This is a genomic window from Okeania sp. SIO2B3 (genome assembly GCF_010672525.1).
In the GTDB taxonomy this organism is placed as follows: domain Bacteria; phylum Cyanobacteriota; class Cyanobacteriia; order Cyanobacteriales; family Microcoleaceae; genus Okeania.
The window spans coordinates 60,709-83,031 of sequence record NZ_JAAHGH010000001.1 but is presented as its reverse complement, the minus strand read 5'-3'; the positions used below and the strand labels follow the sequence as shown (position 1 = coordinate 83,031).

Annotated in this window: 15 protein-coding genes and 1 pseudogene; 8 read left to right on the top strand and 8 right to left on the bottom strand. The window is 35.5% G+C overall.

Annotated elements, in window-relative coordinates:
* Window positions 1-534 precede the first annotated feature (534 nt).
* Entirely contained in the window at window positions 535-726 is a 192-nt protein-coding gene (locus F6K15_RS00295; protein WP_293055609.1) for a hypothetical protein, read from the top strand.
* Window positions 727-892: 166 nt separating this feature from the next.
* On the opposite strand, the pseudogene F6K15_RS38960 reads toward F6K15_RS00295, so the two are convergent.
* A pseudogene (locus tag F6K15_RS38960) lies at window positions 893-991 on the bottom strand (SUMF1/EgtB/PvdO family nonheme iron enzyme); the annotation flags it as partial.
* Between the two features lie 60 nt (window positions 992-1,051).
* On the bottom strand, window positions 1,052-2,548 hold the full coding sequence (locus F6K15_RS00285) for a CAP domain-containing protein (protein WP_293055606.1): 1,497 nt from the start codon (window positions 2,546-2,548) through the stop codon (window positions 1,052-1,054).
* 926 nt (window positions 2,549-3,474) lie between these two features.
* Here F6K15_RS00285 and F6K15_RS00280 point away from each other — a divergent pair.
* The 3 genes from F6K15_RS00280 to F6K15_RS00270 all read left to right on the top strand — a co-directional run bounded on the left by F6K15_RS00280 (window position 3,475) and on the right by F6K15_RS00270 (window position 9,068).
* On the top strand, window positions 3,475-5,553 hold the full coding sequence (locus F6K15_RS00280) for a cation:proton antiporter (RefSeq protein ID WP_293055603.1): 2,079 nt from the start codon (window positions 3,475-3,477) through the stop codon (window positions 5,551-5,553).
* A 944-nt stretch (window positions 5,554-6,497) separates the two neighbouring features.
* Complete coding sequence (locus tag F6K15_RS00275) at window positions 6,498-8,558, top strand: cation:proton antiporter (RefSeq protein ID WP_293055600.1); 2,061 nt, start codon at window positions 6,498-6,500, stop codon at window positions 8,556-8,558.
* 291 nt (window positions 8,559-8,849) lie between these two features.
* Window positions 8,850-9,068, top strand: a complete 219-nt coding sequence (locus tag F6K15_RS00270; RefSeq protein WP_293055597.1) for an NfeD family protein — start codon at window positions 8,850-8,852, stop codon at window positions 9,066-9,068.
* Between the two features lie 385 nt (window positions 9,069-9,453).
* Here the strand turns inward: F6K15_RS00270 and F6K15_RS00265 are convergent, their stop codons facing one another.
* From F6K15_RS00265 to F6K15_RS00240, 6 genes are all read right to left on the bottom strand, one after another.
* Window positions 9,454-11,163 (bottom strand): PP2C family protein-serine/threonine phosphatase, encoded by a 1,710-nt coding sequence (locus tag F6K15_RS00265; protein ID WP_293055594.1) that lies wholly within the window; start codon window positions 11,161-11,163, stop codon window positions 9,454-9,456.
* Between the two features lie 412 nt (window positions 11,164-11,575).
* Window positions 11,576-12,481, bottom strand: a complete 906-nt coding sequence (locus F6K15_RS00260; RefSeq protein ID WP_293055591.1) for an AraC family transcriptional regulator — start codon at window positions 12,479-12,481, stop codon at window positions 11,576-11,578.
* 533 nt (window positions 12,482-13,014) lie between these two features.
* Window positions 13,015-13,719 carry a Crp/Fnr family transcriptional regulator gene (locus F6K15_RS00255; protein WP_293055588.1) on the bottom strand — a complete coding sequence of 235 codons (705 nt, stop codon included), beginning with the start codon at window positions 13,717-13,719 and terminating at the stop codon, window positions 13,015-13,017.
* A gap of 1,002 nt (window positions 13,720-14,721) precedes the next feature.
* Window positions 14,722-14,874: a hypothetical protein gene (locus F6K15_RS00250; protein ID WP_293055585.1), complete on the bottom strand. Its 153-nt coding sequence runs from the start codon at window positions 14,872-14,874 to the stop codon at window positions 14,722-14,724.
* Complete coding sequence (gene pcrA, locus F6K15_RS00245; protein WP_293055582.1) at window positions 14,871-17,219, bottom strand: DNA helicase PcrA; 2,349 nt, start codon at window positions 17,217-17,219, stop codon at window positions 14,871-14,873. The genes F6K15_RS00250 and pcrA overlap by 4 nt, the downstream gene beginning before the upstream one ends.
* 360 nt (window positions 17,220-17,579) lie before the next feature.
* Window positions 17,580-18,662: an aminotransferase class III-fold pyridoxal phosphate-dependent enzyme gene (locus F6K15_RS00240; protein ID WP_293055579.1), complete on the bottom strand. Its 1,083-nt coding sequence runs from the start codon at window positions 18,660-18,662 to the stop codon at window positions 17,580-17,582.
* Between the two features lie 194 nt (window positions 18,663-18,856).
* On the opposite strand from F6K15_RS00240, the gene F6K15_RS00235 reads away from it, so the two are divergent.
* The 4 genes from F6K15_RS00235 to F6K15_RS00220 all read left to right on the top strand — a co-directional run bounded on the left by F6K15_RS00235 (window position 18,857) and on the right by F6K15_RS00220 (window position 22,253).
* Window positions 18,857-19,666 carry a class I SAM-dependent methyltransferase gene (locus tag F6K15_RS00235; protein ID WP_293055576.1) on the top strand — a complete coding sequence of 270 codons (810 nt, stop codon included), beginning with the start codon at window positions 18,857-18,859 and terminating at the stop codon, window positions 19,664-19,666.
* 374 nt (window positions 19,667-20,040) lie between these two features.
* Window positions 20,041-20,700 (top strand): fumarylacetoacetate hydrolase family protein, encoded by a 660-nt coding sequence (locus F6K15_RS00230; RefSeq protein WP_293055573.1) that lies wholly within the window; start codon window positions 20,041-20,043, stop codon window positions 20,698-20,700.
* A 174-nt stretch (window positions 20,701-20,874) separates the two neighbouring features.
* Window positions 20,875-21,645 (top strand): hypothetical protein, encoded by a 771-nt coding sequence (locus F6K15_RS00225; RefSeq protein ID WP_293055571.1) that lies wholly within the window; start codon window positions 20,875-20,877, stop codon window positions 21,643-21,645.
* A 2-nt stretch (window positions 21,646-21,647) separates the two neighbouring features.
* Window positions 21,648-22,253 carry a hypothetical protein gene (locus F6K15_RS00220; protein WP_293055568.1) on the top strand — a complete coding sequence of 202 codons (606 nt, stop codon included), beginning with the start codon at window positions 21,648-21,650 and terminating at the stop codon, window positions 22,251-22,253.
* Window positions 22,254-22,323 lie beyond the last annotated feature (70 nt).

Genomic DNA, 22,323 nt, shown 5'->3' with positions numbered 1-22,323 from the left:
TTTACGTTGAATAAAAAGTCATGCGTAGGTACGAGCAACCCCCAATAATTACATACTACCATGATTTTTTTGGCGATGCAAGGAGAGCATCTTTGAGTTTTTTTTGGTGCTTAACAGAATGAGCAATTGATTTGTGAACGATCACACTGTTAATTTATTGATTAAAGTCTCTATGGTGGAAATCTTTTCTTTTGCTTAGTGCTTCACAGAATGATTTTTTCTGATGTTATTGTTAGCGTACGCTTTTGAGTCTCTATATAGTACTTACTTCTAAAATGCTGTTTTTGCGTTGAATAAAAAGTCATGCGCAGGTACGAGCAACCCCCAATAATTACATACTACTATGATTTTTTTGGCGATGCAAGGGGAATATCCTGCAGAGTTTTTTTGAGCTTCACAGAATGATTTTTTCTGATGTTATTGTTAGCGTACGCTTTTGAGTCTCTATATAGTACTTACTTCTAAAATGCTGTTTTTGCGTTGAATAAAAAGTCATGCGCAGGTACGAGCGACCCCCAATAATTACATACTACTATGATTTTTTTACCGACGCAAGGGGAATTTCCTACCTATTTTTTTGGTGCTTCACACAATGAGTTATTGGTTTGTGATGGTAGCGATCGCGCTGTGAGTTTATTTATAAAAGTCTCTATAAAAGGAATATTTTCTTTTAGTGCTTCACAGAATGATTTTTTTTCTGATGTTATTTTTGGCGATCACTTTTGAGTCTCTATATATACTTAGTTTATTAAATGCTGTTTTTGTGTTGAATAAAAAGTCATGCGTAGGTATGAGTAAACCCCAATAATTACATACTACCATTATTTTTTTGGGGATACAAGGGGAATTTCCTGCCTACTTTTTTTGGTGCTTCACACAATGAGTTATTGGTTTATGAGAGTTTCTGACAAAATTCTGTCGCGTCGTTCCAACTTACTTTTTCTACAGGACGGTTTGCACCTTTAAAAGAAGAAGGATTATTTCCCATAACTGCTTGCCATTGTGCTTAAGTGGGATATTTTACCATGAAAAATTCTGGCACATCTACTTTCTACCTAGTCTTAATAAAAAGCTGATTAAAATAATATGTTCCCTCAGGATTTTGAGCAATACCAATACCTGTTAAATTATAGTCACCTACTATATTTTTATGAGTACCAGGACTATTAATCCAACCTTCTACAGCTTGTTCTCCAGGATTACTATAAAACCTATTATTTGCTATGTTTTGAGCAACACTTTTGTAAGGAATTTTTTGACTGATTACTTCTACTCTTTCTTTAAGTCCATCATTGCTAAAAGTTGTTTTTCCACTGGCCATTTGTTGAGCATGAATTCTTGCTTGTTCAGCAATAGTATTATTCCACTGGAGAGCAGGTAAATTTTGAGATTTTCGATATTGATTTATCTGGGAAAACACAGATTCTTCCAAATCATTTATGTTTGGTGAAATCCAACTATAAGTTTTTTTTGGAGTAGTAATTTCTGGGGTGGTAAATGAATCTTTCGTTAACATTGCTACAACAAACCCACCTCCTGCTAAACCTCCTAATATCAATATTTGTCTTCTGGTTTTATCAAATTGGGGTGGAGTTTTAGATACAGGTGAAATTGCTGGTACAGGTTTTGGTTGTGGTGTGGGTAATGGTTTTGTTTTAGATCTAGTTGGAATAGTTGGTGCTGGTGTAGGTGCTGGTGTCGGAACAGGTGTTGGTTGTGGTGGAGCTTGAATATTCAATGCTTCTAATACTTCCGTCGCATTTTTATAACGCTCTCGAAAATACTCCCGCACCATCTTATCTAATATATCTGCCAGACGTTTACTTACCTTTGTCTCGTTCCGCCAGATTATATTTCCTGTATCTTGGTCTGTTGGTAAATCTTTCGGTTCTTTACCTGTCAGTGCTTTTATTCCTACCATTCCTACTGCATAGATATCGCTACTCAGTTTCGGTTTACCGTTACTTTGTTCGCTTGGCATATATCCTGGTGTTCCTACTGCCACAGTTAAAGTGGTCGTTCCTGGTTGGTTGGTAGTTAATACGTTTATTTCTTTGACTGCTCCAAAGTCTATTAATACTATTTTTTTGTCTGACTTACGACGCATCAAGTTTTCTGGTTTGATGTCTCGGTGAATTATATTATTTTTATGAGCTACTGCTAATGCTTCTAATATTCCTTTGAGTAAGGCAATGGTGTAAGATTCGCTTAATTTTTTTCCTGGAGTAAGTTCTTTTCTTATATCTTGCCCTTCTATATATTCTTGTACTAGGTAAAATTCTGTTCTTTCTTGGAAGTGGGCAAATAGTTTTGGTATTTGGTCTGAGTCTTTGCCTAGTTTGTATAAGGTTTCTGCTTCTGTCTCAAATAATCTTTGGGCAATAGCTAAAACTTTTGGGTCTGAGCTTTTAGGTGATAGGTGTTTGACTACGCATTTGGGTTTGCCTGGTAAGTCTAAATCTTGAGCTAGGTAGGTATCTCCAAAACCTCCACTTCCGAGGGACTGAATAATTTTGTAGCGTTGTCTCAGGATTTTTCCAGACTGCATAATTTCAGTTATCAGTTATCAGTTATCAGAATTCCTCGCATACTGCCTAGTAGGGAAATATAGCCTTTTTGGCCGAATTTATTTGAGTATATATGAGCGCACCCTTTCCATTATATTTATAATATCATGTCAAGTTTTTTTGTCAACCCTCTTTTTCTGTTATCAGTTTTTGTCGTTAGCGTAGCTTCCCGTAGGGTGGGATGGCGAGGTCTCGGAGCCATATCCAATCGACCAAGAGAGAACAAATTTTCATGATTAGTCAATCCTCTCCTTGAAAAGAAGAGGTAATTACTCACTTCCCGGTGCAAAATTCTAATCAGTAAATCCTTGCAGCATTATAGTTTATAACCAAATTTGGCTAGGTAATCTTCTAGCGGGAAGGGAGTATTAATTATTAATTGTTGAAGAGGCATGGCAGTGGGAGCATCTTGCTCCTGTCCTTAGCATTTTTTCTGTTATCAGTTTTTGAATCTCTTAAATAATTTAGATTGCTTCCCTCCACTCCGTTCCGGTCGCAATGACATTATCAGTTATCAGACTTCCTCACATACTGCCTAGCAGAGAAATATGACTTTATTTGGCCGAATTTATTTGAGTATATATGAGCGCACCTTTTCCATTATATTTATAATATCATGTCAAGTTTTTTTGTCAACCCCCTTTTTTCAGTTATCAGTTATCAGTATCCAGCTAGTAGTAAGACTTGAGTAATAAAATCAATATTTAATGGGCTAAAGGCCTACTACAAACAAAGGAGATTTCAACAATTAGTAAAGCTTTTAGTTCTAGATAAAAGCAATAGTTGATAGTTGAATGCTTACTTTCTCCCTTCTTCCTTCTTCCTTTTTTCTTCTTCCTTCTTTAATTGTTACTCTTTACTATAAAGTAGAGGTAATAGGATATTTTTTTATTAGGGGATAACAAAGTTGCTTTCACAAAATCCGATTGTTACATTTACGATTCTTTTATTAGTAATTCTCACTCTGCCACCTCTATTTGAACGTCTCAAACTACCTGGATTAGTGGGTTTATTAGTGGCAGGAATTATTTTAGGTGGAGATGGATTAAATTTGCTTGACCCCGAAACAGAAACGATGAAATTATTATCAGATATTGGAAAGGTTTATCTGATGTTTGTCGCGGGATTAGAAATTGATTTAATAGAGTTTAAAAAAAATCAAGACCGGTCTCTTGGTTTTGGCGTTGCCACATTTTTATTCCCACTTATTACTGGTACATTAATTGCCAAAATATTTGGCTTGGGTTGGAATGGTGCGATTTTAACTGGTTCTTTACTTGCTTCTCATACTCTCTTAGGTTATCCCATTGTTCAACAGTTGGGTGTTGTGGGAAATCAAGCAATTACTGTTACTATTGGGGCGACTATTTTTACTGATATTGCTGCTTTATTAGTTCTGGCAATTTGTGTGTCGATTAATGCTGGTAATTTTTCGGCGATTAGTTTAGGAATTCAATTGGGAAGTTTGGCGATATATTCAGCAATAATTCTTTGGGGTTTTCAATGGCTAGGTAAACAATTTTTCCGGCGAACTACTAATCAAGAAAGTAATCAATTTTTGTTTGTTTTGTTGGTTGTTTTTATTGCTGCTTTGGGTGCAACGTTGATTAATGTCGATCAAATTGTTGGTGCTTTTCTGGCAGGTTTGGCAATTAATGATGTGGTGGGTAAAAGTCCGGTTAAGGAAAAGATAGAGTTTGTTGGCAGTGTTTTATTTATTCCCTGTTTTTTTATTGATATGGGATTATTGCTGGATATGTCGGCTTTTGTTAATACTTTTTTGACCAGTTTTGAATTAACTTTATCTATTATTTTGGGTTTGCTTGGGAGTAAATTTTTAGCGGCATTTTTGGCAAAAAAGATTTATAAATATAATTGGTATGAAACTATGAGTATGTGGTCTTTATCTATGCCACAGGTGGCTGCTACTTTGGCTGCTGCATTGGTGGGTTTGCAAGTAGGAATTTTGCCGGAGGTAATATTTAATAGTGTAATTTTTTTGATGCTGCTTACTTCTATTTTGGGTCCGATTTTGACTGCTAGGTTTGCGAGTAAAATTTCTGTGCCAGAGGTGGATTTTTCGTCGGATAATTCTTTGATTTGGTGGGAAACTCATCAGCAAGTTCCAGATAGTTTTACGGAGAGGGTTGATGGAATTGTTAATCATAAGTTTGTTGTATTAGTGCCTGTATATTTTTCTCCAGAACAAACAAAATATTTGATTGAAATGGCAGTAATGTTGGCAAAGCATGAGGGTGGTTTAATGATTCCTTTATCTATAGTTAAAGGTTACGTTAATATGGATTCTCCTCAGTTGAATTTGGCTTTACAACAGAGTAGTGAAAGGTTAGATTCTGTTTTAGAAATTAGCCGAAGTTTTGAAGTTGATGCTACTCCAGAAATCCGAATTTATGATGATTTTGCTAAAGGTGTTAGTCGTACAGCACGGGAAAAAAATTCTAGTCTAATTGTGATGGGTTGGCACGATACTACTGGTATTAAAGCTCGTTTATTTGGGAATATAATAGACCGGGTATTTTGGTCTGCTCATTGTCCGGTAGCTGTTGTACGTTTGTTGGAAAAGCCAATTAATATTCATCGAATTTTAGTACCTGTTAAAAATATTACTCCCCAAGCATTAAGAACTGTACGTTTTGCTCAACTTTTTGCTGATGCTAATCAAGCTTCTGTAACTCTACTTCATGTATGCGATCGCCAGACTTCTAAGGAACAAATTGCGAGGTTTCATTCCCAACTTTCTCTGCTTATTTCTCAAGGAAAAACCGAGGTAAAATCGAGAATTAAAATTATTCGTTATGATGATGTTGCTCCTGTAATTAGTAAGGCAGCAAAATCATATCAATTAGTAGTATTACGTTCTATGCGACGACGTACTGCGGCCGGATTATCTGTTAGTGATGTTACTACTAAAGTTTTGTCAGAAATTACTTGTTCAGTTGTTATATTTGGAGAGCCTTATTCTTAGTTTTAGGGAATAAGTAAGCATTTCCTGCGGACTGCTGCGCAAACAGCATTCAGCGGTCAGCTATCAGCTATTAGCTTTTATAAGTAATTATTCATTAGACATAGGCGTGGAAATTCAAAATAAAATCAATTCTTATCCATCTATTTCTGTTTCCAACCAGTCAAAATCATTATTTTAGGGAATAGGGAATAGTAGAAATAATCTCAGAATATTTCTGTTTCCAACCAGTCAAAATCATAATTTTAGGGAATAGGGAATAGGGAATAGGGAATAGTAGAAATCATCTCAGAATATTTCTGTTTCCAACCAGCCAAAATCATAATTGTAGGGAATAGGGAATAGTAGAAATCATCTCAGAATATTTCTGTCTCCGAGCAGCCAAAATCATCATTTTAGAGAATAGGGAATAGGGAATAGGGAATAGTAGAAATAACCTCAGAATATTTCTGTTTCTTAGCAGCCAAAATCATAATTTTAGGGAATAGGGAATAGTAGAAATAACCTCAGAATATTTCTGTCTCCGAGCAGCCAAAATCAGAGAGAGATTGTATTTATTACTAATAGACCTCTCTTCAACCATTAATAATTAACAATTACCTCTCTGAAAAGAAGAGGATTGACCCTTAAAGAGAATTTTTTCTTGTTTCTTCTTTAAAGGAGAGGCTTTAAAGCTTAATTATAGGGTGAAAATCAAAAATCCAATCAATTCTTATCTATAAATTATCAATTATTTTTCCCTGTTCCCTGTTCCCTGTTCCCTATTCACTCTTTTCTATAAATGTCTATTAAAATTTTATATTCTCTGTTTCCAGATTCGGCGCTCCAGTGTTCCCTTTTCAAAATTGGGATATATAGTCTAAATGCTGAAGGAGCTAACTTAAATTTTTGTGCAAAATGTAGAGGGTTTGCTAATATATTGAAAATTTTAATCAGAGGTAATTAAGTTGCTACCCAATAATCCAATTGTTGTCTTCACTATTCTTCTACTGGTTATTTTAACCATTCCGCCTATTTTTGAACGTCTTCGACTGCCTGGTTTAGTAGGATTATTAGTAGGAGGAGTTGTACTAGGTCCTCATGGTTTACAGCTTCTAAATAGTGAGACAGAAACTATGAAGTTACTATCAGATATTGGCAAAATATATCTGATGTTTGTCATAGCTTTAGAAATTGATTTAGAACAATTTAATAAGACTAGAAATCGCTCTATTGGTTTTGGCTTGATCACTTTTTTTATCCCTATTATTGCTGGAATTATAGTTGGTAGAATTTTTGGTTTTGGCTGGAATGCTTCAATTTTAATTGGTTCTCTATTTGCACCTCATACTCTCTTAGGTTATCCCATTGTTAATCGATTGGGTGTAGTTGCTAATGAAGCGGTTACTGTTACTATTGGGGCGACAATATTTACTGATATTGCTGCTTTATTAGTTCTGGCAATTTGTGTGTCGGTTAATGCGGGAGAATTTTCTGTTTTTAGTCTGATTATTCAGTTAGGAGAATTAGCTATTTATGCAGTAGTTGTTTTGTTTGGTTTTAAATGGTTAGGGGAACAATATTTCCGTCGAACTGGGGATGAAGAGGGAAATCAATTTTTATTCATAATGTTAGTTGTATTTATTGCTAGTGTAGAAGCACAAATAATTCATGTTGATATTATTGTTGGTGCTTTCCTGGCTGGTATTGCTGTGAATGAAGTTGTGGGAAATGGTCCGGTTAAGGAAAAAGTGGAATTTATTGGTAGTACATTGTTTATTCCTTTTTTCTTTGTAGATATGGGATTAATCTTGGATGTTCCGGCTTTTGTTTCAACTATAACTTCCGAATTTGTAATGACTTTAGCTATTATTGCTGGAGTAATTATTAGTAAATTTATCGCAGCTTTATTAGCGAAACAATTATACAATTATAATTTCCCAGAAACCCTGACAATGTGGTCTCTCACTTTACCTCATGTTGCTGCTACTTTAGTCGAAGCTTTAGTTGGTCTTCAGGAAGGAATATTAACAGAACCATTTTTCAATGGTGTAATTGTTTTAATGTTAGTAACTTCTATACTCGGACCTTTAACTACAGCCAGATTTGCTCCCTTATTATCCCAACCTTTGAATCTATTTAATAGTGGTAATAAATCAGGAATTTGGTGGGAAACACACGAACAAGAATTAGAGGTAGAAAGTGATGAGCATAGGTTTACTGTTTTAGTTTCTATATATAATCCTGTAACGGAAAATTATTTGCTAGAAATGGGAGCAATGTTAGCTAAACATGAATCTGGATTAGTTGTTCCTTTATCAATTGTAAAATCTAATTTTCATCTGGATGAACCAGTTTTAAGTACAGCAATTAGCCATAGCGAACGACAGCTAAAACGAACTCAAGCAATTACTCAAAAATTTAATGTTGAAGCTCAACCAGAACTACGAATTTATAATGATATTTCTCAGGGAATAAGCTGCACTGCTAGAGAAAAAAATGCCAGTTTAATTATTATGGGTTGGAGTCAACAAAGTGGTTTACAGGCGCGTTTATTTGGAAGTATTATTGATAGTGTATTTTGGTCTTCTCATTGTCCGGTAGCAGTGACAAGATTATTAGATGACCCCATTGATATTCATAAAATTTTAGTACCAGTAAAAAATATTACTCCTCAAGCATTACGAACTGTTCGTTTTGCGCAACTTTTTGCTGATACTAATCAAGCTTATGTGACTTTATTACATATCTGTCCTAATGTTAGTTCTCCAGAACAAATTGATGAATTTAAGTCTCAACTTTCAGAGATTGTTTCTGTTGATAAATCTGAGGTTAAATTGAAAATTAAAGTTATTGCTAATGATAATGTTGCTCAGGTAATTATTAGAATGGCTCGGTCTTTTGATTTAGTTATTTTGCGTTCTATGCGTCGCCGTACTGCTGGTGGTTTGGCTGTTAGTGATGTGACTAATGAGGTTTTGAAAGAGTTAAATTGTTCCTTGGTATTGTTTGGTGAACCTCATTCTTAAGTGAAGGAAGAGTGAAGAAGGAAGAAGGAAGAAGGAAGAAGGAAAAATTTTGCGTTGTCTGTTTATAGCACTACGCAAATATGACGCGGACATTCCTCTATTCCCTGTTCCCCTATATATATATCTACAAAAATTATTAGAACTGGAAATTAAATAACCTCCGGAAAACTATATAAGTAATATGTAGTGCTATTTAAGGGCAATAAATCAAGTATTTAAGCTTTTCAAGATTTTCTAACTATGGGGGCATTTTAAAAATTAATACTGACTCAAATTTAAGGAAGAATAGTAATGCAGAAATTTAGTAATAATACTCCCAAAATGTTTTCTAAACCTCAAGTTGGTGTGGTCGATGAAAAGATTACTTTTGATCAACCTGGAAGAGTTAAATTCAAAGCTACATATTGGCCTGCTATGCTTTTTAGAGGTTACAGCATGACTCTTGAACCTGGTCAAGAAGTTGCAGTTATCGGTCGTCAGGGAATTACATTATTAGTACGTCCTTTCTAAGTAAGTTGTATTCAACTCAAACGTCTTATATCAGTTTGAAAAAAGAATGTTACGAATAATCTAGTCAACTAATATCTTTCATCTAAATGTACAAGGTATTACAATTGATGATTTAATGGTAAAAAAAATAATAATAGCTGCTTCTACTGACTACTAGAAGCAGTCTAAATATTTGTAACAAACATTTATCAAATTGGTATTAGTCATAGCAGAAGGAAGAAAGAAGAAGGAGAAATAAGCGGTCGTTTTGCTACGCAACATGTAAAGCGCAGCTTCCCGTAGGGTGGGATGGCGAGGCCCCCTCGACATATCGAATCGACCAAGAGAGAAAAAAATTTCCTTTGAGTCAATCCTCTTCTTTTCAAAGAGAGGTAATAATTAATAATTAATTATTAATTGTTGAAGCCTGTCGTTGTACAGCCAATAAAGTAATATCATCAAACTGTGTGGCACTACCAGTATGATTTAAAACACTGGTAGATATTTCTTTGAGTAAACCTTCTGCTGAAGCTGCTTTTTTTTCCGCAAGTAACCGCAATTTTTCATTAGTAAAAAATTCACCTTTACTATTACGAGCTTCTGGTACTCCGTCTGTGTAACCTAACAAAATTTCACCAACTTCTAAGTGAGTTTGTTCAATTTTAAATTTCATATCAGCTAACATTCCAACTGCTGGACCTGTAGAATTTAACTCTTCCTTGATTTTTCCTGTAGCGTCAATAATAAATAGTGGTTCATGACCACCATTAATATAAGTAATTTTACCATTATTGATGTCTAAAACTCCAAAGAAAAGTGTGGCAAACATTCCTACTTCACCATGATTTTTCGCAATATAATTATTAGTCAAACACACAGCTTTCAGAGCATGATAGCAATCTGCAGTAGCTAGACCTCTATCTAAATACAACTTATCTTTTTCATCTCCTAAATTCTCATTCATTTCTTCAAAATAATTTTGACCAGAAAAAACTCTAATTAAGCTACGAAACAAACTCATAAATAATGCTGCCCCTACTCCTTTATCACAAACATCAGCAATTACTAATCCTACTGTATGATTAGAAAGTTCAAATACATCATAAAAATCACCAGCAACTTGTCTAGCTGGTTGAAAGAAACTAGCAATTTCCCAACCATTTTGTTGTGAAATTTTAGCAGGCAGAAAATTCTTCTGCATCTGATGACCTTGCTGTAATTCATAATTAAGAGCTTGAGAATAAGCTTTAACTTTTTCTAGACTTTCCTGTAAAGCTGCTTCGGCTTTTTTCCGCTCGCTAATTGCTTCAGAAATTTTCATAAACATTAGTTCAAAGGCATTAATTACTTCTCCTAATTCATCTTGTCTTTGGAGAGAAATTGAACTAAATGTAGGTGCTTCTCGATCTTTATATATTGCTTCCCCTGCTTGATTCAAATCCCTTCTTAAGAGTAGAATAGGATTAATTATAATTGGTTCTAAACATAGCCAAACTGTAATTGTCAAAAACAGAGATATGATAATAACTAAACCAATAATTCGAGAAATATAAGCAAGTAATTCTGGTCTGACATTAGAGGCATCGTGGCGAAGAATAATACTATAGTCTGTTTGCATATCTTTTCCAGACCAAATTAAGTCATCATAACGATAAACATTACTACTTGTGGAAAGGAAAAGTTTTTTGGAATTATTTACTTCAGAAAGTGACAATTCTGGAGACTCACCAAATGTACCTACTTTTTGTTTGTTAGAATCATAAACAGCACCTCCTAAAATGGCAGGATGATGTTCCATAAGTTCTGATAAATGATTGACAAGTTCTGTATGTGAAGCATTAGGATAAGTAATCAAAATCCAAGCAACTTTCCCAGAAGACATTTGCTTAATTTGAGATAGAAGTTCTTTTTCTCTTCTCTTGACAGAAGGGATTAAAATAATGGTTTCAATGACAATAATGCTAGTAAAAACACATAACACTACACGACGAGACAATTTTGATTTTAGTCGGTCATTAATTGACTGAGCTAACTTTTGAATACTAGATAGTTTGCTGTTTTTTTGATTTTTTTTCATTTCAATTTCAGTTTGATAACTTGAATGATTTGATAACATATATTTGATTCTTTATTATATATATTATTTGACTGCTTTACTCTAAAATATAATAATTTATTCATTTATTTTAGGGAGTAGAGAGTAGAAAAGTAGAAAAACAACTGTACTTGATTAACTTGAGAAACGCTATATCTGAAAATACTCACTCTTACTATAGATTATATTCTTTATATATTTTTTTCAACAATTATTGTGATTTTATGTATACAAAAATTAAATTTTTATCTCTGAATTTGCACAGATTTATTCACGTTCAAATCTACTTAAAATCATATAATTTCCAGATAATTAGTGATAAAAAAAATATCCTTTTCCTCCTCTTTCTTCTTTATTATTGCTTATTTATTCTTCTTTCTTCCCTCCTGAATCCTGACTCCTAAGTAATTAAGATTAATATCATACACGCCCTTCAGCAACACTGATTTTTGTATTGTTTTGGAGTAGTACCTGTAAGTTGATGAAATATTTTAGTTAAGTGGCTTTGATGAGAAAAACCACATTGAAAAGCAATTTCTGTAATGCTGATATTTTGCTGTTTCAATAATTTTTTTGCTAGTTCTACTCTTTGATGAATTACATATTGATAGGGAGTAATACCCATTGATTGCTTGAATAACCGGGAAAAATGATATTGACTCATACCAACTACAGCAGCAATTCTAGTTAGTTTTAAATCTCGGTCTAAATGTTCATTAATATACTCAATTGCTTGGCGAAGCCTATATTTTGATAATCCTCCTCGGTACTCATTAACTTCTAAAGTCATAGTGGAATATTCGCGGACTAAGTGAACTGTTAATGAATATGCTAATGACTCTGCATATAACCTACCTGCTACTCCTCCTGATTCTAGTTCCCCTAGTAGCAGCAACCCAACCTGGCGAATAAATGGATCGCGAAGAATAAATCTGTCTACGAGTTCAATTCGCTGGGGGTCTACTTCTACTACTTCAGTCGCCACTTTTTCCATGAGCGAAGGTGCTAAATATATGTATAACAGGTCTGGGTTTCCTTGAATATGCCACTGGGAAACTTCTCCACTGGGCACAATAGCTATATCTCCAGATACTATTTTCCCCCGGTCGTATTTTCCTTTTAGCGATCGCTCTATATGACAAGGATAGTCTAAATGAATTATCAGTAGTTCTTCTGGTATTGCAGGTAAGGAAAATTTACTTTCTGCTGCGCAATAGTATAGACGTTGTAGTAGAATACCCTGCCAATTATTATGTTTACTTGATATCAACAGTTTGCTAGATTCTGGTTGGTCTGGTATTTTTGATGATTGAGGAATTACATTAGATTGTAGTATCATATTTTTTCCTTGTGATTTTTTAGCAGAAGGAAGAAGGAAGAAGGAAGAGGGAAGAAGGAAGAGGGAAGGAGGAAGAAGGAAAAATATTACGTTGTTTGGGTTTTAAGTTTTCGATCTGTTCGTGTCCTTTCCTTTTTTGGTGGCTGAGAAAATAGCGATCGAGAAGATTGATAATTTTGCCTCCCTATTACAGTAAGCTACTGAATTCCCCAGTTCCGACCATAGGAGGCTAACTGATAACTGAAGTGACTCCCCTATTCCCAACTATTCAACCGGACATAATATAATTAGGGCTTGCGCTCATAAAGCTAAAAGTCAGGATGGCTTACAGTAATAGAGCTTTTTATATTAAGCTTACCTCCAAGTTTATAGTTCTTATTTGCCTCAAAATACTGATATTTTCTGCTGAAATTCAAGAAAATTTCTTCACATAAAATGGCCGAAACCGTTGCCTATTACCCCACAAATCGACCCGTCTCCGCGTCTCCGTGTCCCGGTGTCCTACCCCCACCAACCATTTTTTTCAGCAGACCCTAATTATTTAGGGCGATCGCACGTTGAGAGCGACTAATCAAACCATCTCTTTCTAAGCGTTTGAGGGCACGAGATAGAGTTTCTGGGGTCAACCCTAACTCAGCGGCTATTTCTTTGAGGGGTCTATCTAAATTGACAAATGTCTGATTAGAAAGTCTAGCTATCTGGGATAAATATTGAAGCACTCGTTCGTGGGCAGTCTTGATATCCCGTAATTCTAGATGGTGTTGTAGGCATTGATTTTTTCTGACTAAAATTGCCATGAAATCTTCAGCTAGGTCGGGATAGCTATGCAAAGCTGCTAAAAAATGTTTTTTCGGATAAACCATTACTTGTGAGGCTGTTTCTGCGATCGCTGTATTGGCATATCTGCTAGAAAAAAGTGTTGTCTCGGCTAAAATATCTCCTGCTGTAGCAGTGCATAACCTAACTATTGTTCCGCAACTTTTGTAGCGCACTATTTTGAGTCGCCCAGTCTTGACAATAAAGACTGCTTGAGCTGAGTCTCCCTGCCAGAATAGTTTTTGCTCTTCTGACAACTCTCGCCTGGCGATCGTTTGACGTAAATAAGAAGGAAGGATATCTATATCTAAGAGCTTCATCGGCACTTTTGCTTCTCCTATCGAGTGAGATTTATAGCGCTGCGCGCAGGCAACAGGCAACAGGCAACAGGCAATAGGGGGAAAAATCTGTTTGCGTAGCATTCCGTCAGGAATAACATAAGACTTTTAGCTATTAGACAATTCCTACAATTTGTAAATATGCCAGCGCACATTGCGATATCAGTTTTTTTTGGAACGATTATTCCAGAAACTACAAAGAAAATCACACAAATTTCAGCACTAGAAGTTTATTAAAGAATGTCATAACAGGGTGTTTTCCAGTTGTGGACAATCTGATCTAAACTTCTATAAATTGATAATTGATGGTTATTTTTTGCTTATATAACTACCCTAGCAATAATAGAACGCTCAGTCAAGTATATTAGCTTTCATTCAAATAAATTATTAATTATTGCCAAATTAGAAGCAATTTATATACTACTAATCAAATTCTCATCATGAACTTATCTGCTTCTCATCATAAATTTAATTTTTATATTAAAGTCAAACCTTTTGATATAGTTCTTAAAATTGTGTCTCGTTGAATATCCACAAATAACTGTTATTCTGGAATAGGAAATAAGGTCAATTAAGTTATCAGTTAGAGACTGTTTGTAAACAAAAGATTAAGTAGTGGACTGACACAGCTAAAACTGTGTAATAGATTTTTGTTTCTAGTCCAGTATTAGATTTTTCCCTTATGGGTTTAATATCATGTTCGTTTAATTAGGATTTGCTGATTAAATCTAAAAGCACTGAAATATAAAGGTTGAGCGCATTTTTTAGTTAAAAAAAGTCCAAGCTTAATGGTCATAATGGTTCAAAAAAGAGCGCATTTTAGGCTCATAGTTGCGCAGAATAATCCCTTGATTATTCTTCCTCCTATCTCCTCTATAATTCCCATTTCTCCCCTCCCCTCCTCGGAGGGGTTAGGGGTGGGTTTTCTCCTGTCTTCCCCTCCAGGGAGAGGTTAGAGGTGGGTTGTCTCCTATCTTCCCCTCCAGGGAGGGGTTAGGGGTGGGTTTTCTCCTGTCTCCTACCCTTGCCCATAAGACTTTTTCAGCAAACCCTAATTAGCGATAGAACTCCGTTCCGCGCTCCGCGTTAACGCAGTTGTGAGCCAGCAAACAAAAAACTTTCTTCTCCTTTTCCCTCCTGACTCCTAACTCCTTCTTCAATACTTTCTTCTCCTTTTCCCTTCTCTTCCTTCTTTTTCCCTTCTGACTCCTGACTCCTGACTCCTAACTCCTTCTTCAATATTCCAATTTTTCCATTGGTGCAGTCTTAGGGTCAATAATTTTTTTACTCTTACCAAATTTGATACCTAAACTCAGTTTTTGTCCCCCACCAAAAACATTAGTTACCTGTCCTACTCCAAAACTTTTGTGCATCACCTTCTCACCTACTTGCCAATTTTCTCCTTGATTATTTGCTGATTTTTTGACAGTAGAATTCTTAGTATTTTTACTTTGACGGCGGGAACGATAAATCACCTTTTTCATCCCATTAGTATTAATCAAATCTTCCGGTAATTCAGCCAAAAATTGAGATGGAACTGCTACATCTCGCGCTCCCCAAAATTGTCGCCTTTCAGTGGCATAAGAAATAAATAATTGTTCCTGCGCCCTCGTAATTCCTACATAACAAAGTCGCCTTTCTTCTTCCAAAGATAAAGGGTCATCTTTACTACGAAAATGAGGTAATAAACCCTCCTCCAAACCAACCATAAAAACCACCGGAAATTCCAAACCTTTAGCCGAATGTAAAGTCATTAACGATACAGCTTCCTGCCCATCCTGTAGATTATCTAAATCAGAAGCTAGAGAAGCATTTGCCAAAAAACCTCCTAAACTTGTATCCTCATTATCCTCTTGAAACTGAGCAACAGCACTACATAATTCCCCCAAATTTGCCAGTCGATTATCTGCTTCTTCCGTACCCTTTTTTTTCAACTCTTCAATATAACCAGAATCCTCCAAAATTCCTTCAACAATTTCAACCGCCGTCAGATTTTCTACTTCATTTTGCCAATGCTTAATTATCTCAGCAAATCTATTCACAGCTTTTGCAGAACGACCAGCCAAAGTATTAACAGAAGTTTCATCATTAATAATTTCCCACAAAGGTATTCCCATCTCCAAAGAAGCATTTATCAAAGTATCAATAGTCGCCTTACCAATACCTCTTCTCGGAGTATTAATAATCCTGAGCAAACTAACAGTATCAGCAGGATTAGCAATGACCCGCAAATAAGCCAAAGAATCCTTAATTTCCTTCCGGTCATAAAATTTTAAACCGCCAATTATCACATATTTAATATCGTAATGAATCAAAGCTTCTTCCAGGGCACGTGACTGAGAATTAGTCCGATAAAGTACGGCAAAACTGCCTAAATCTAACTCTGGATTTTGGTCTGTAATTTCCTGAATTTTACTACAAACAAATTCCGCTTCTTCTAACTCACTTTCCGCCTCATAACAATAAATTTCTTCCCCTAAACCTCTTGTTGGTTTGAGAACTTTATCAATACGTTGAGTATTATTTTCAATCAATTTATTTGCCACTTCCAGAATATTTTCCCGCGACCGATAATTTTCCTCCAACTTAATCATTGTCCGGGTATCTTCATCCGCTAAACCATCACCAAAATCATGTTGAAAATCTAACAAAATTGTATAATCTGCCATGCGGAAAGAATAAATTGATTGGTCCACATCTCCCACCACAAAAACAGAACGATTTTCCCATTTATTAAAATATTTAGGGTCTTCACCATTAGTTGCTAAAAATCTAATCAAATTATATTGAGTCCGATTAGTATCTTGATATTCATCTACTAAAATATGGTTAAAATGTTTATGCCAATAAGCCAATACTTGCTCATTTTGTCGAAATAATTCTACAGGTATTCTGATTAAATCGTCAAAATCAAGAGCATTATTAGCTGCCAAATTATCTTGATAAATACCATAAACTTCAGCAATTACCCGCCCCCGATAATCTGGTTCTGACCTTTGATATTCTAGAGGCGACATTCCCTTGTTTTTAGCATTACCAATAGCATATCTAACCGAACGAGGTTCAAATCTTTTGTCATCTAAATTTAGCTGTTTAGTAACAATTTGCTTAATCAAAGTTTGAGCATCACTTTCATCAAATATAGAAAAATTTTTATCCCAACGACGTTTTTTTTCATCCTGATATTTATTAATATCAAAACGCAGAATACGAGCGCAAAGACTATGAAAAGTTCCCATCCATAAATGTTTCGTAATACTTTTATAGACTTGCGATCGCAATTTTGTCTGTTCTTCCAGTGTCAAAGCTGATAATGGTTTACCATATTTTGCTTCTGCTTGTTGCCCGGCAAATAGCTTCTCGATCCGCTCCTTCATTTCCCGTGCAGCTTTATTTGTAAATGTCACCGCCAGAATATTTTCTGGATGTACCCGATGATGGCGAATCAGATGGGCCACGCGATAGGTAAGCGCTCTAGTTTTGCCAGAACCAGCTCCTGCCACAACTAGCATTGGTCCGCAGAAATGTTGTACTGCTTGGCGTTGGGATAAATTTAGTTCATTGAGAAATTCAGTAGTTTGCATAGTTGCTTATGAATATATCAGTTAATATATTGCATATTATCAGGAAAGGCAGAAGGTATCCCCCCTACCCCAGTTTCATTCTCGATAGACACGGGGACGCGGAGACACGGAGACGCGGAGACCTCCATAGACACGGGGACACGGGGACACGGGGACGCGGAGACGCGGAGACTTCCATAGACACGGGGATGCGGAGACACGGAGACGCGGGGATGGAGGCTTTTAATTTCTGATTAAAAGTTGACTTTTCACCCAAAGAAGTAGAAATGTAGGTTGGGTAGAACGAAGTGAAACCCAACAAAGCTTTATACCAAATAACTTACGAGTTTTTGGATCGTGGAAAGCTAAAACAATAATACTCTATAGAGCAAAGACAATTTTTAAAGCTTGATCAATTTTTAGGACTAATTCTGTTTCTAGTTCACCCCTAATACTTACTAAGCGAGAACAATAATCAATGGGTCTAGTTTGTAAACAATCTGCTATTGATTTTTTACTTAAACAGTTAACTGAAGATGGTTCAATTACTACATTAGTTTTAATCCTTGCCTTTTTTTGACTCCAGTTTGTAATAGGGACAACTTGAATAACAGGTACACGCTCGTTATAAGTATTATTCGTGACAATAATACAAGGTCTAATCTTTCCTGTTTCTGAACCTAGAGTATGATCGGGTTTAATTCCTGCCCGCTCAAAGCTAAAGAAAGGTCCTGTTCGACCACATCCCACTTTGATATCATCAACAATTAATAAAATTTCTCGTTCTTGAGTCATCTGAGCTAGGCGTTGCAGCCAAGGAATGCTGGCAACATTAATTCCCCCCTCAGATTGAACGGTTTCTAGAATCACGGCTGCGGGTTTTTCCTGATTTAGACTCAACTCATCCAGCAGTTTTTCTAATTTATCCAGACTGTTGTCTTGGGTGCTATTTTTATCCTCGAACGGAACCGTTAAGACGTTACTGAGGGGAATTCCGGCAGCTTTTTGATAGACTGGATTAGGTGTAACAGCAAGCGCTCCTAAAGTATGACCGTGGTAACCTCTGGTAAAACAGATAACTGTTTTTCGACCAGTCGCTTTACGAGCCAGTTTCAAAGCTGCTTCCGCAGAATTGGTTCCTGTCGGACCGGTAAACATTACCTTATAGTCAAGTCCTCGTGGCTTTAAAATTACTTCTTCAAAACGTTCAAGGAATTGTTGCTTGGCAGAGGTAAACATATCAAGGCTGTGGGTAATGGCATCTGAGTCTATGTATTCTAGAAGACGCTTTTTTAGCTTGGGGTTATTATGTCCGTAGTTTAGGGCACCGGCACCGGACAAGAAGTCTATGTAAGTGCGGCCATTCTCATCTGTTAATCGATCTCCCACTGCCTTAGTAAAGACTGTGGGAAATAATCTACAATAGCTTCGGACTTCGGACTCCAGTCTAGTGAAAATGCTCATATTTTAAATATTTCTTCTGTTTAAGAGATTATACCATGGACTTCAAGCAAATGGCCTTGTAGGTTTTAAGTTCCCATATCCCATTTACTTGACTTAAGTTAACGATACTTAACTTTTACTAAATGAGGATTGGAACCTAAAGTATTATATACTTTTTAGAGTAAATCAGATCAAATTAATTGGTAGAGAAAATAATGAAAGAAAGTGCATTTACAGAAGCTGATACCGAGGCTTTGTTCGATGATCGCGAACGAGACCAACGTTTTCGCAGTTTCTGGCATCCAGATGGTAGTCTCCACTGGGGCTATTTTGAGAATTTAGCTGATGCTCGACCCGAGGACTTTGCTCCATCCTGCGATCGCTGGGATAAGTATATGCTCGAACAAAGTGGTATTACTGCGGAGTCGAAAGTGTTGGAGATTGCCTGTGGAAATGGTAATGCTGCTATCTGGCTAGCTCAACAGACAGGATGTGAGGTCGTCGGAATCGATATTAGTAGTAGTTATATAGACAATGCTCGGTCAAAGGCTAGTAATTTCCCGTCTCTGCGCGTTACCTTCCAAAAGGAATCAGCAACTAATTTACCTTTTGAGGATGGCTCCTTTACCCACGCCTGGAGTCAAGGTGCTCTTTACCACATTCCTGAACTGAATACAGCTCTGGCGGAGGCTCACCGTGTTCTTGGTTCTGGGGGTATTTTCTTGTTTGATGACTTGATCACGCCAGTAGAAGAAGTCAGCGAGACTACCCGCAAGTATGTTTACGACCGTCTCCTATTTAACCCGACATTTAGCCTTGAAGAATATGCAGAAAAACTTACTCAGTTAGGATTTAGAGTGTTGCAGCAAAAGGATATGAGCGCACATTTGGAAAAAAGCTATGAATTAGTGTCTGAACTTGCTGGGGAAGAATATCCAGATATGAGTGCTGCCTTTAAAAAAACCCAGGAAGCGATCGCCTCTAGTGAGTTGGGTTGGTGTTTCTGCCTTTGTGAAAAGGTTTAGTAATTTCCCGAAAATTCATATACTGCCTTTGAGTGAAATTGAAGGCAAAATGTACTCTGTTTGTTTAATTATGCGATCGCGACAAACCAAAGTTCAGTACCTCAATATAACCTACAAGTTCATTTTTCTGGCACTCAAAACTGTGTTTGCAAGAATAGATATATTTAAAAGATATCTCTGATCGTCAAAAATAAAATCAATCCCATACGCATAAATAATCAATTATTTCCCCCTACTCCCTACTCCCTACTCCCTCTTTTCTGGAGAGGTCTAAAGATGAAGGTTAAAATTGAAATATAATAAGCATTTTAGACTAGAGTTTATATTCGTGCTATATTATGATATAATTGGATAGTACGTCCTAACTTTCAACAATGAACTCTTTTTCTATAGCTAAAACAATTGGTTCAATTTATTGTGTAGGTCGTAATTATGCTGACCATGCAAAAGAGCTAAAGAACCCAGTTCCCAAAGAACCGATAATTTTTACAAAATCCCCTGCCTGTTTTGTACCATTTGAAGGAAAGATATTTTTACCTCTTAATTTAGGACGATGCGATTATGAAACAGAGATTGCTATCCAGCTTGGCACTGATTTATATCAGGGGGATCTAGATCGGGTTTTACAGGCAATTAGTAGTGTTGGTATTGCTTTAGATTTGACTCTTCGCGATCAGCAAAATGAGTTGAGGGCTAAAAAGTATCCTTGGGATCTAGCCAAAAGTTTTGTCAATGCTTGTCCATTGTCAAAGTTTAGGAAGGTGGATCGTGTCACAGAATTAGAGGAACTTGAAATCAGACTTGAAATCAATGGTGAAGTTCGTCAAAAAGGGTCTACCAAACAAATGTTATTTTCAATTCAAGACCTGCTCTGTTTCATTAGTCAGCATATACCGCTACGTTCAGGAGATATTATTTTAACTGGGACTCCACCTAATGTTGGGCCTCTCAATAATAATGATTATTTGGTTGCTTTTCTAAATGGGGAAGCTATTGCGGAGGCTGAGATTATTAGAAAATTAGAAATTGATTAGTTTTAAAGCAATTTTGGATCGACACTAATTATATCATATCCGGTTGAATATTTATCAATAAACGTAGGGGCGAACGGCCTGCAACTCAGGTTTTTTAGAATAATTTCACTCTTTAATATTATAGCATTTTACTGTTTAATTATCTGTTTTAATTAGTTAAAATAACAATATTCTATGGGTGAAAACGAACATGAAATTCGGGTGCAACATTTTTCTCTTCTCAAGTCTAAGTATCGCGCAAGTAAATATAAAAATTCATCTCCTTTAAGCTTTCTATATCTCATACTTAGAAGAGTTGATTTTGGCATTTCAATTACAGATGTAGAATTTCAATATTTAGAAGCAAATCAACTTTTTAAAACTATCAAACTAATTAAGTCAGGATTTACCTTAAAACAATATAATAAAACTGAGTTTCATCAAGCATTAAAAAATGAGTTTTTGGTTCTCAAAAAAAAATACAAAGTACCCATAAATTTTGGATTTTATTTTTTGCATCCGCTGCTTTTTAAACTTGATAGTGAAAATGAGTTAACTAATTCAGAAATTAAATTACTTGAAGATTATCATCTTAGGGAAACTGTAGCGATCGCTAATCAAATCAAAGAATTTACAGAGTTAAAAATTAAATACCATGCTACTAAATATCAAGATTTTTTCCCGGATAAATTGTTTTGTATTCTGAAAAAAATTGACTCATCAGAGACATTAAGTGCAGAAGAGTCTAATTGGTTATCGAATAATAGTGTTTTATTGGAAGCTCTAAAAATTTATTTGAAGCAGGAGAAAGAAAAACAACAAAAACAAAGAGAGGCTGAGGCTAAATTTGCAGAACTAAAAGATAAGTATCAAGCTACTAAATATCCCGATAAATCTGTCTCTAGTCCGTTATTTTCAATATTGGAAAAACTAGAAACAGAAATTATTCTTGATAATCAGAATTAGATTTGTTACAAGAAAACCAACTAACTGAGGCGTTTTTTATTGCACAGAAACAAAAACAAAATAAGGAAAATGAGGAAAATGAGGTTAAAAGATTAGAAGATGAGTTATTAGCTCTCAAAGCAAAATATCAAGTACCTAAAAATGTGGAATATAGTTTTTTGCATAAACTACTTCTTAAGCTTGATACTAAAAATAAATTAACTAATTCAGAAATTAAATTACTGAAAGATTGTAATCTTCAGGAAACTTTAGCGATCGCTAATCAAATCAAAGAATTTGCAGAGTTAAAAATTAAATACCATGCTACTAAATATCAAGATTTTTTCCCGGATAAATTGTTTGATATTCTGAAAAAAATTGACTCAGCAGAGACATTAAGTAAGCAAGAATATAATTGGTTATCGAATCATGGTTTATTGGAAACTCTAAAAATTTATTTGAAGCAGGAGAAAGAAAAACAACAAAAACAAAGAGAGGCTGAGGCTAAATTTGCAGAACTAAAAGATAAGTATCAAGCTACTAAATATCCCGATAAATCTGTCTCTAGTCCGTTATTTTCAATATTGGAAAAACTAGAAACAGAAATTATTCTTGATAATCAGAATTAGATTTGTTACAAGAAAACCAACTAACTGAGGCGTTTTTTATTGCACAGAAACAAAAACAAAATAAGGAAAA

Coding starts and splice junctions, on each gene's coding strand:
- pcrA (WP_293055582.1), bottom strand. CDS start 17,219: ATGCAAACTACTGAATTTCTCAATGAACTAAATTTATCCCAACGCCAA.
- F6K15_RS00230 (WP_293055573.1), top strand. CDS start 20,041: ATGAACTCTTTTTCTATAGCTAAAACAATTGGTTCAATTTATTGTGTA.
- F6K15_RS00260 (WP_293055591.1), bottom strand. CDS start 12,481: ATGATACTACAATCTAATGTAATTCCTCAATCATCAAAAATACCAGAC.
- F6K15_RS00240 (WP_293055579.1), bottom strand. CDS start 18,662: ATGAGCATTTTCACTAGACTGGAGTCCGAAGTCCGAAGCTATTGTAGA.
- F6K15_RS00285 (WP_293055606.1), bottom strand. CDS start 2,548: ATGCAGTCTGGAAAAATCCTGAGACAACGCTACAAAATTATTCAGTCC.
- F6K15_RS00295 (WP_293055609.1), top strand. CDS start 535: ATGATTTTTTTACCGACGCAAGGGGAATTTCCTACCTATTTTTTTGGT.
- F6K15_RS00255 (WP_293055588.1), bottom strand. CDS start 13,719: ATGCTACGCAAACAGATTTTTCCCCCTATTGCCTGTTGCCTGTTGCCT.
- F6K15_RS00225 (WP_293055571.1), top strand. CDS start 20,875: ATGGGTGAAAACGAACATGAAATTCGGGTGCAACATTTTTCTCTTCTC.
- F6K15_RS00270 (WP_293055597.1), top strand. CDS start 8,850: ATGCAGAAATTTAGTAATAATACTCCCAAAATGTTTTCTAAACCTCAA.
- F6K15_RS00265 (WP_293055594.1), bottom strand. CDS start 11,163: ATGTTATCAAATCATTCAAGTTATCAAACTGAAATTGAAATGAAAAAA.
- F6K15_RS00235 (WP_293055576.1), top strand. CDS start 18,857: ATGAAAGAAAGTGCATTTACAGAAGCTGATACCGAGGCTTTGTTCGAT.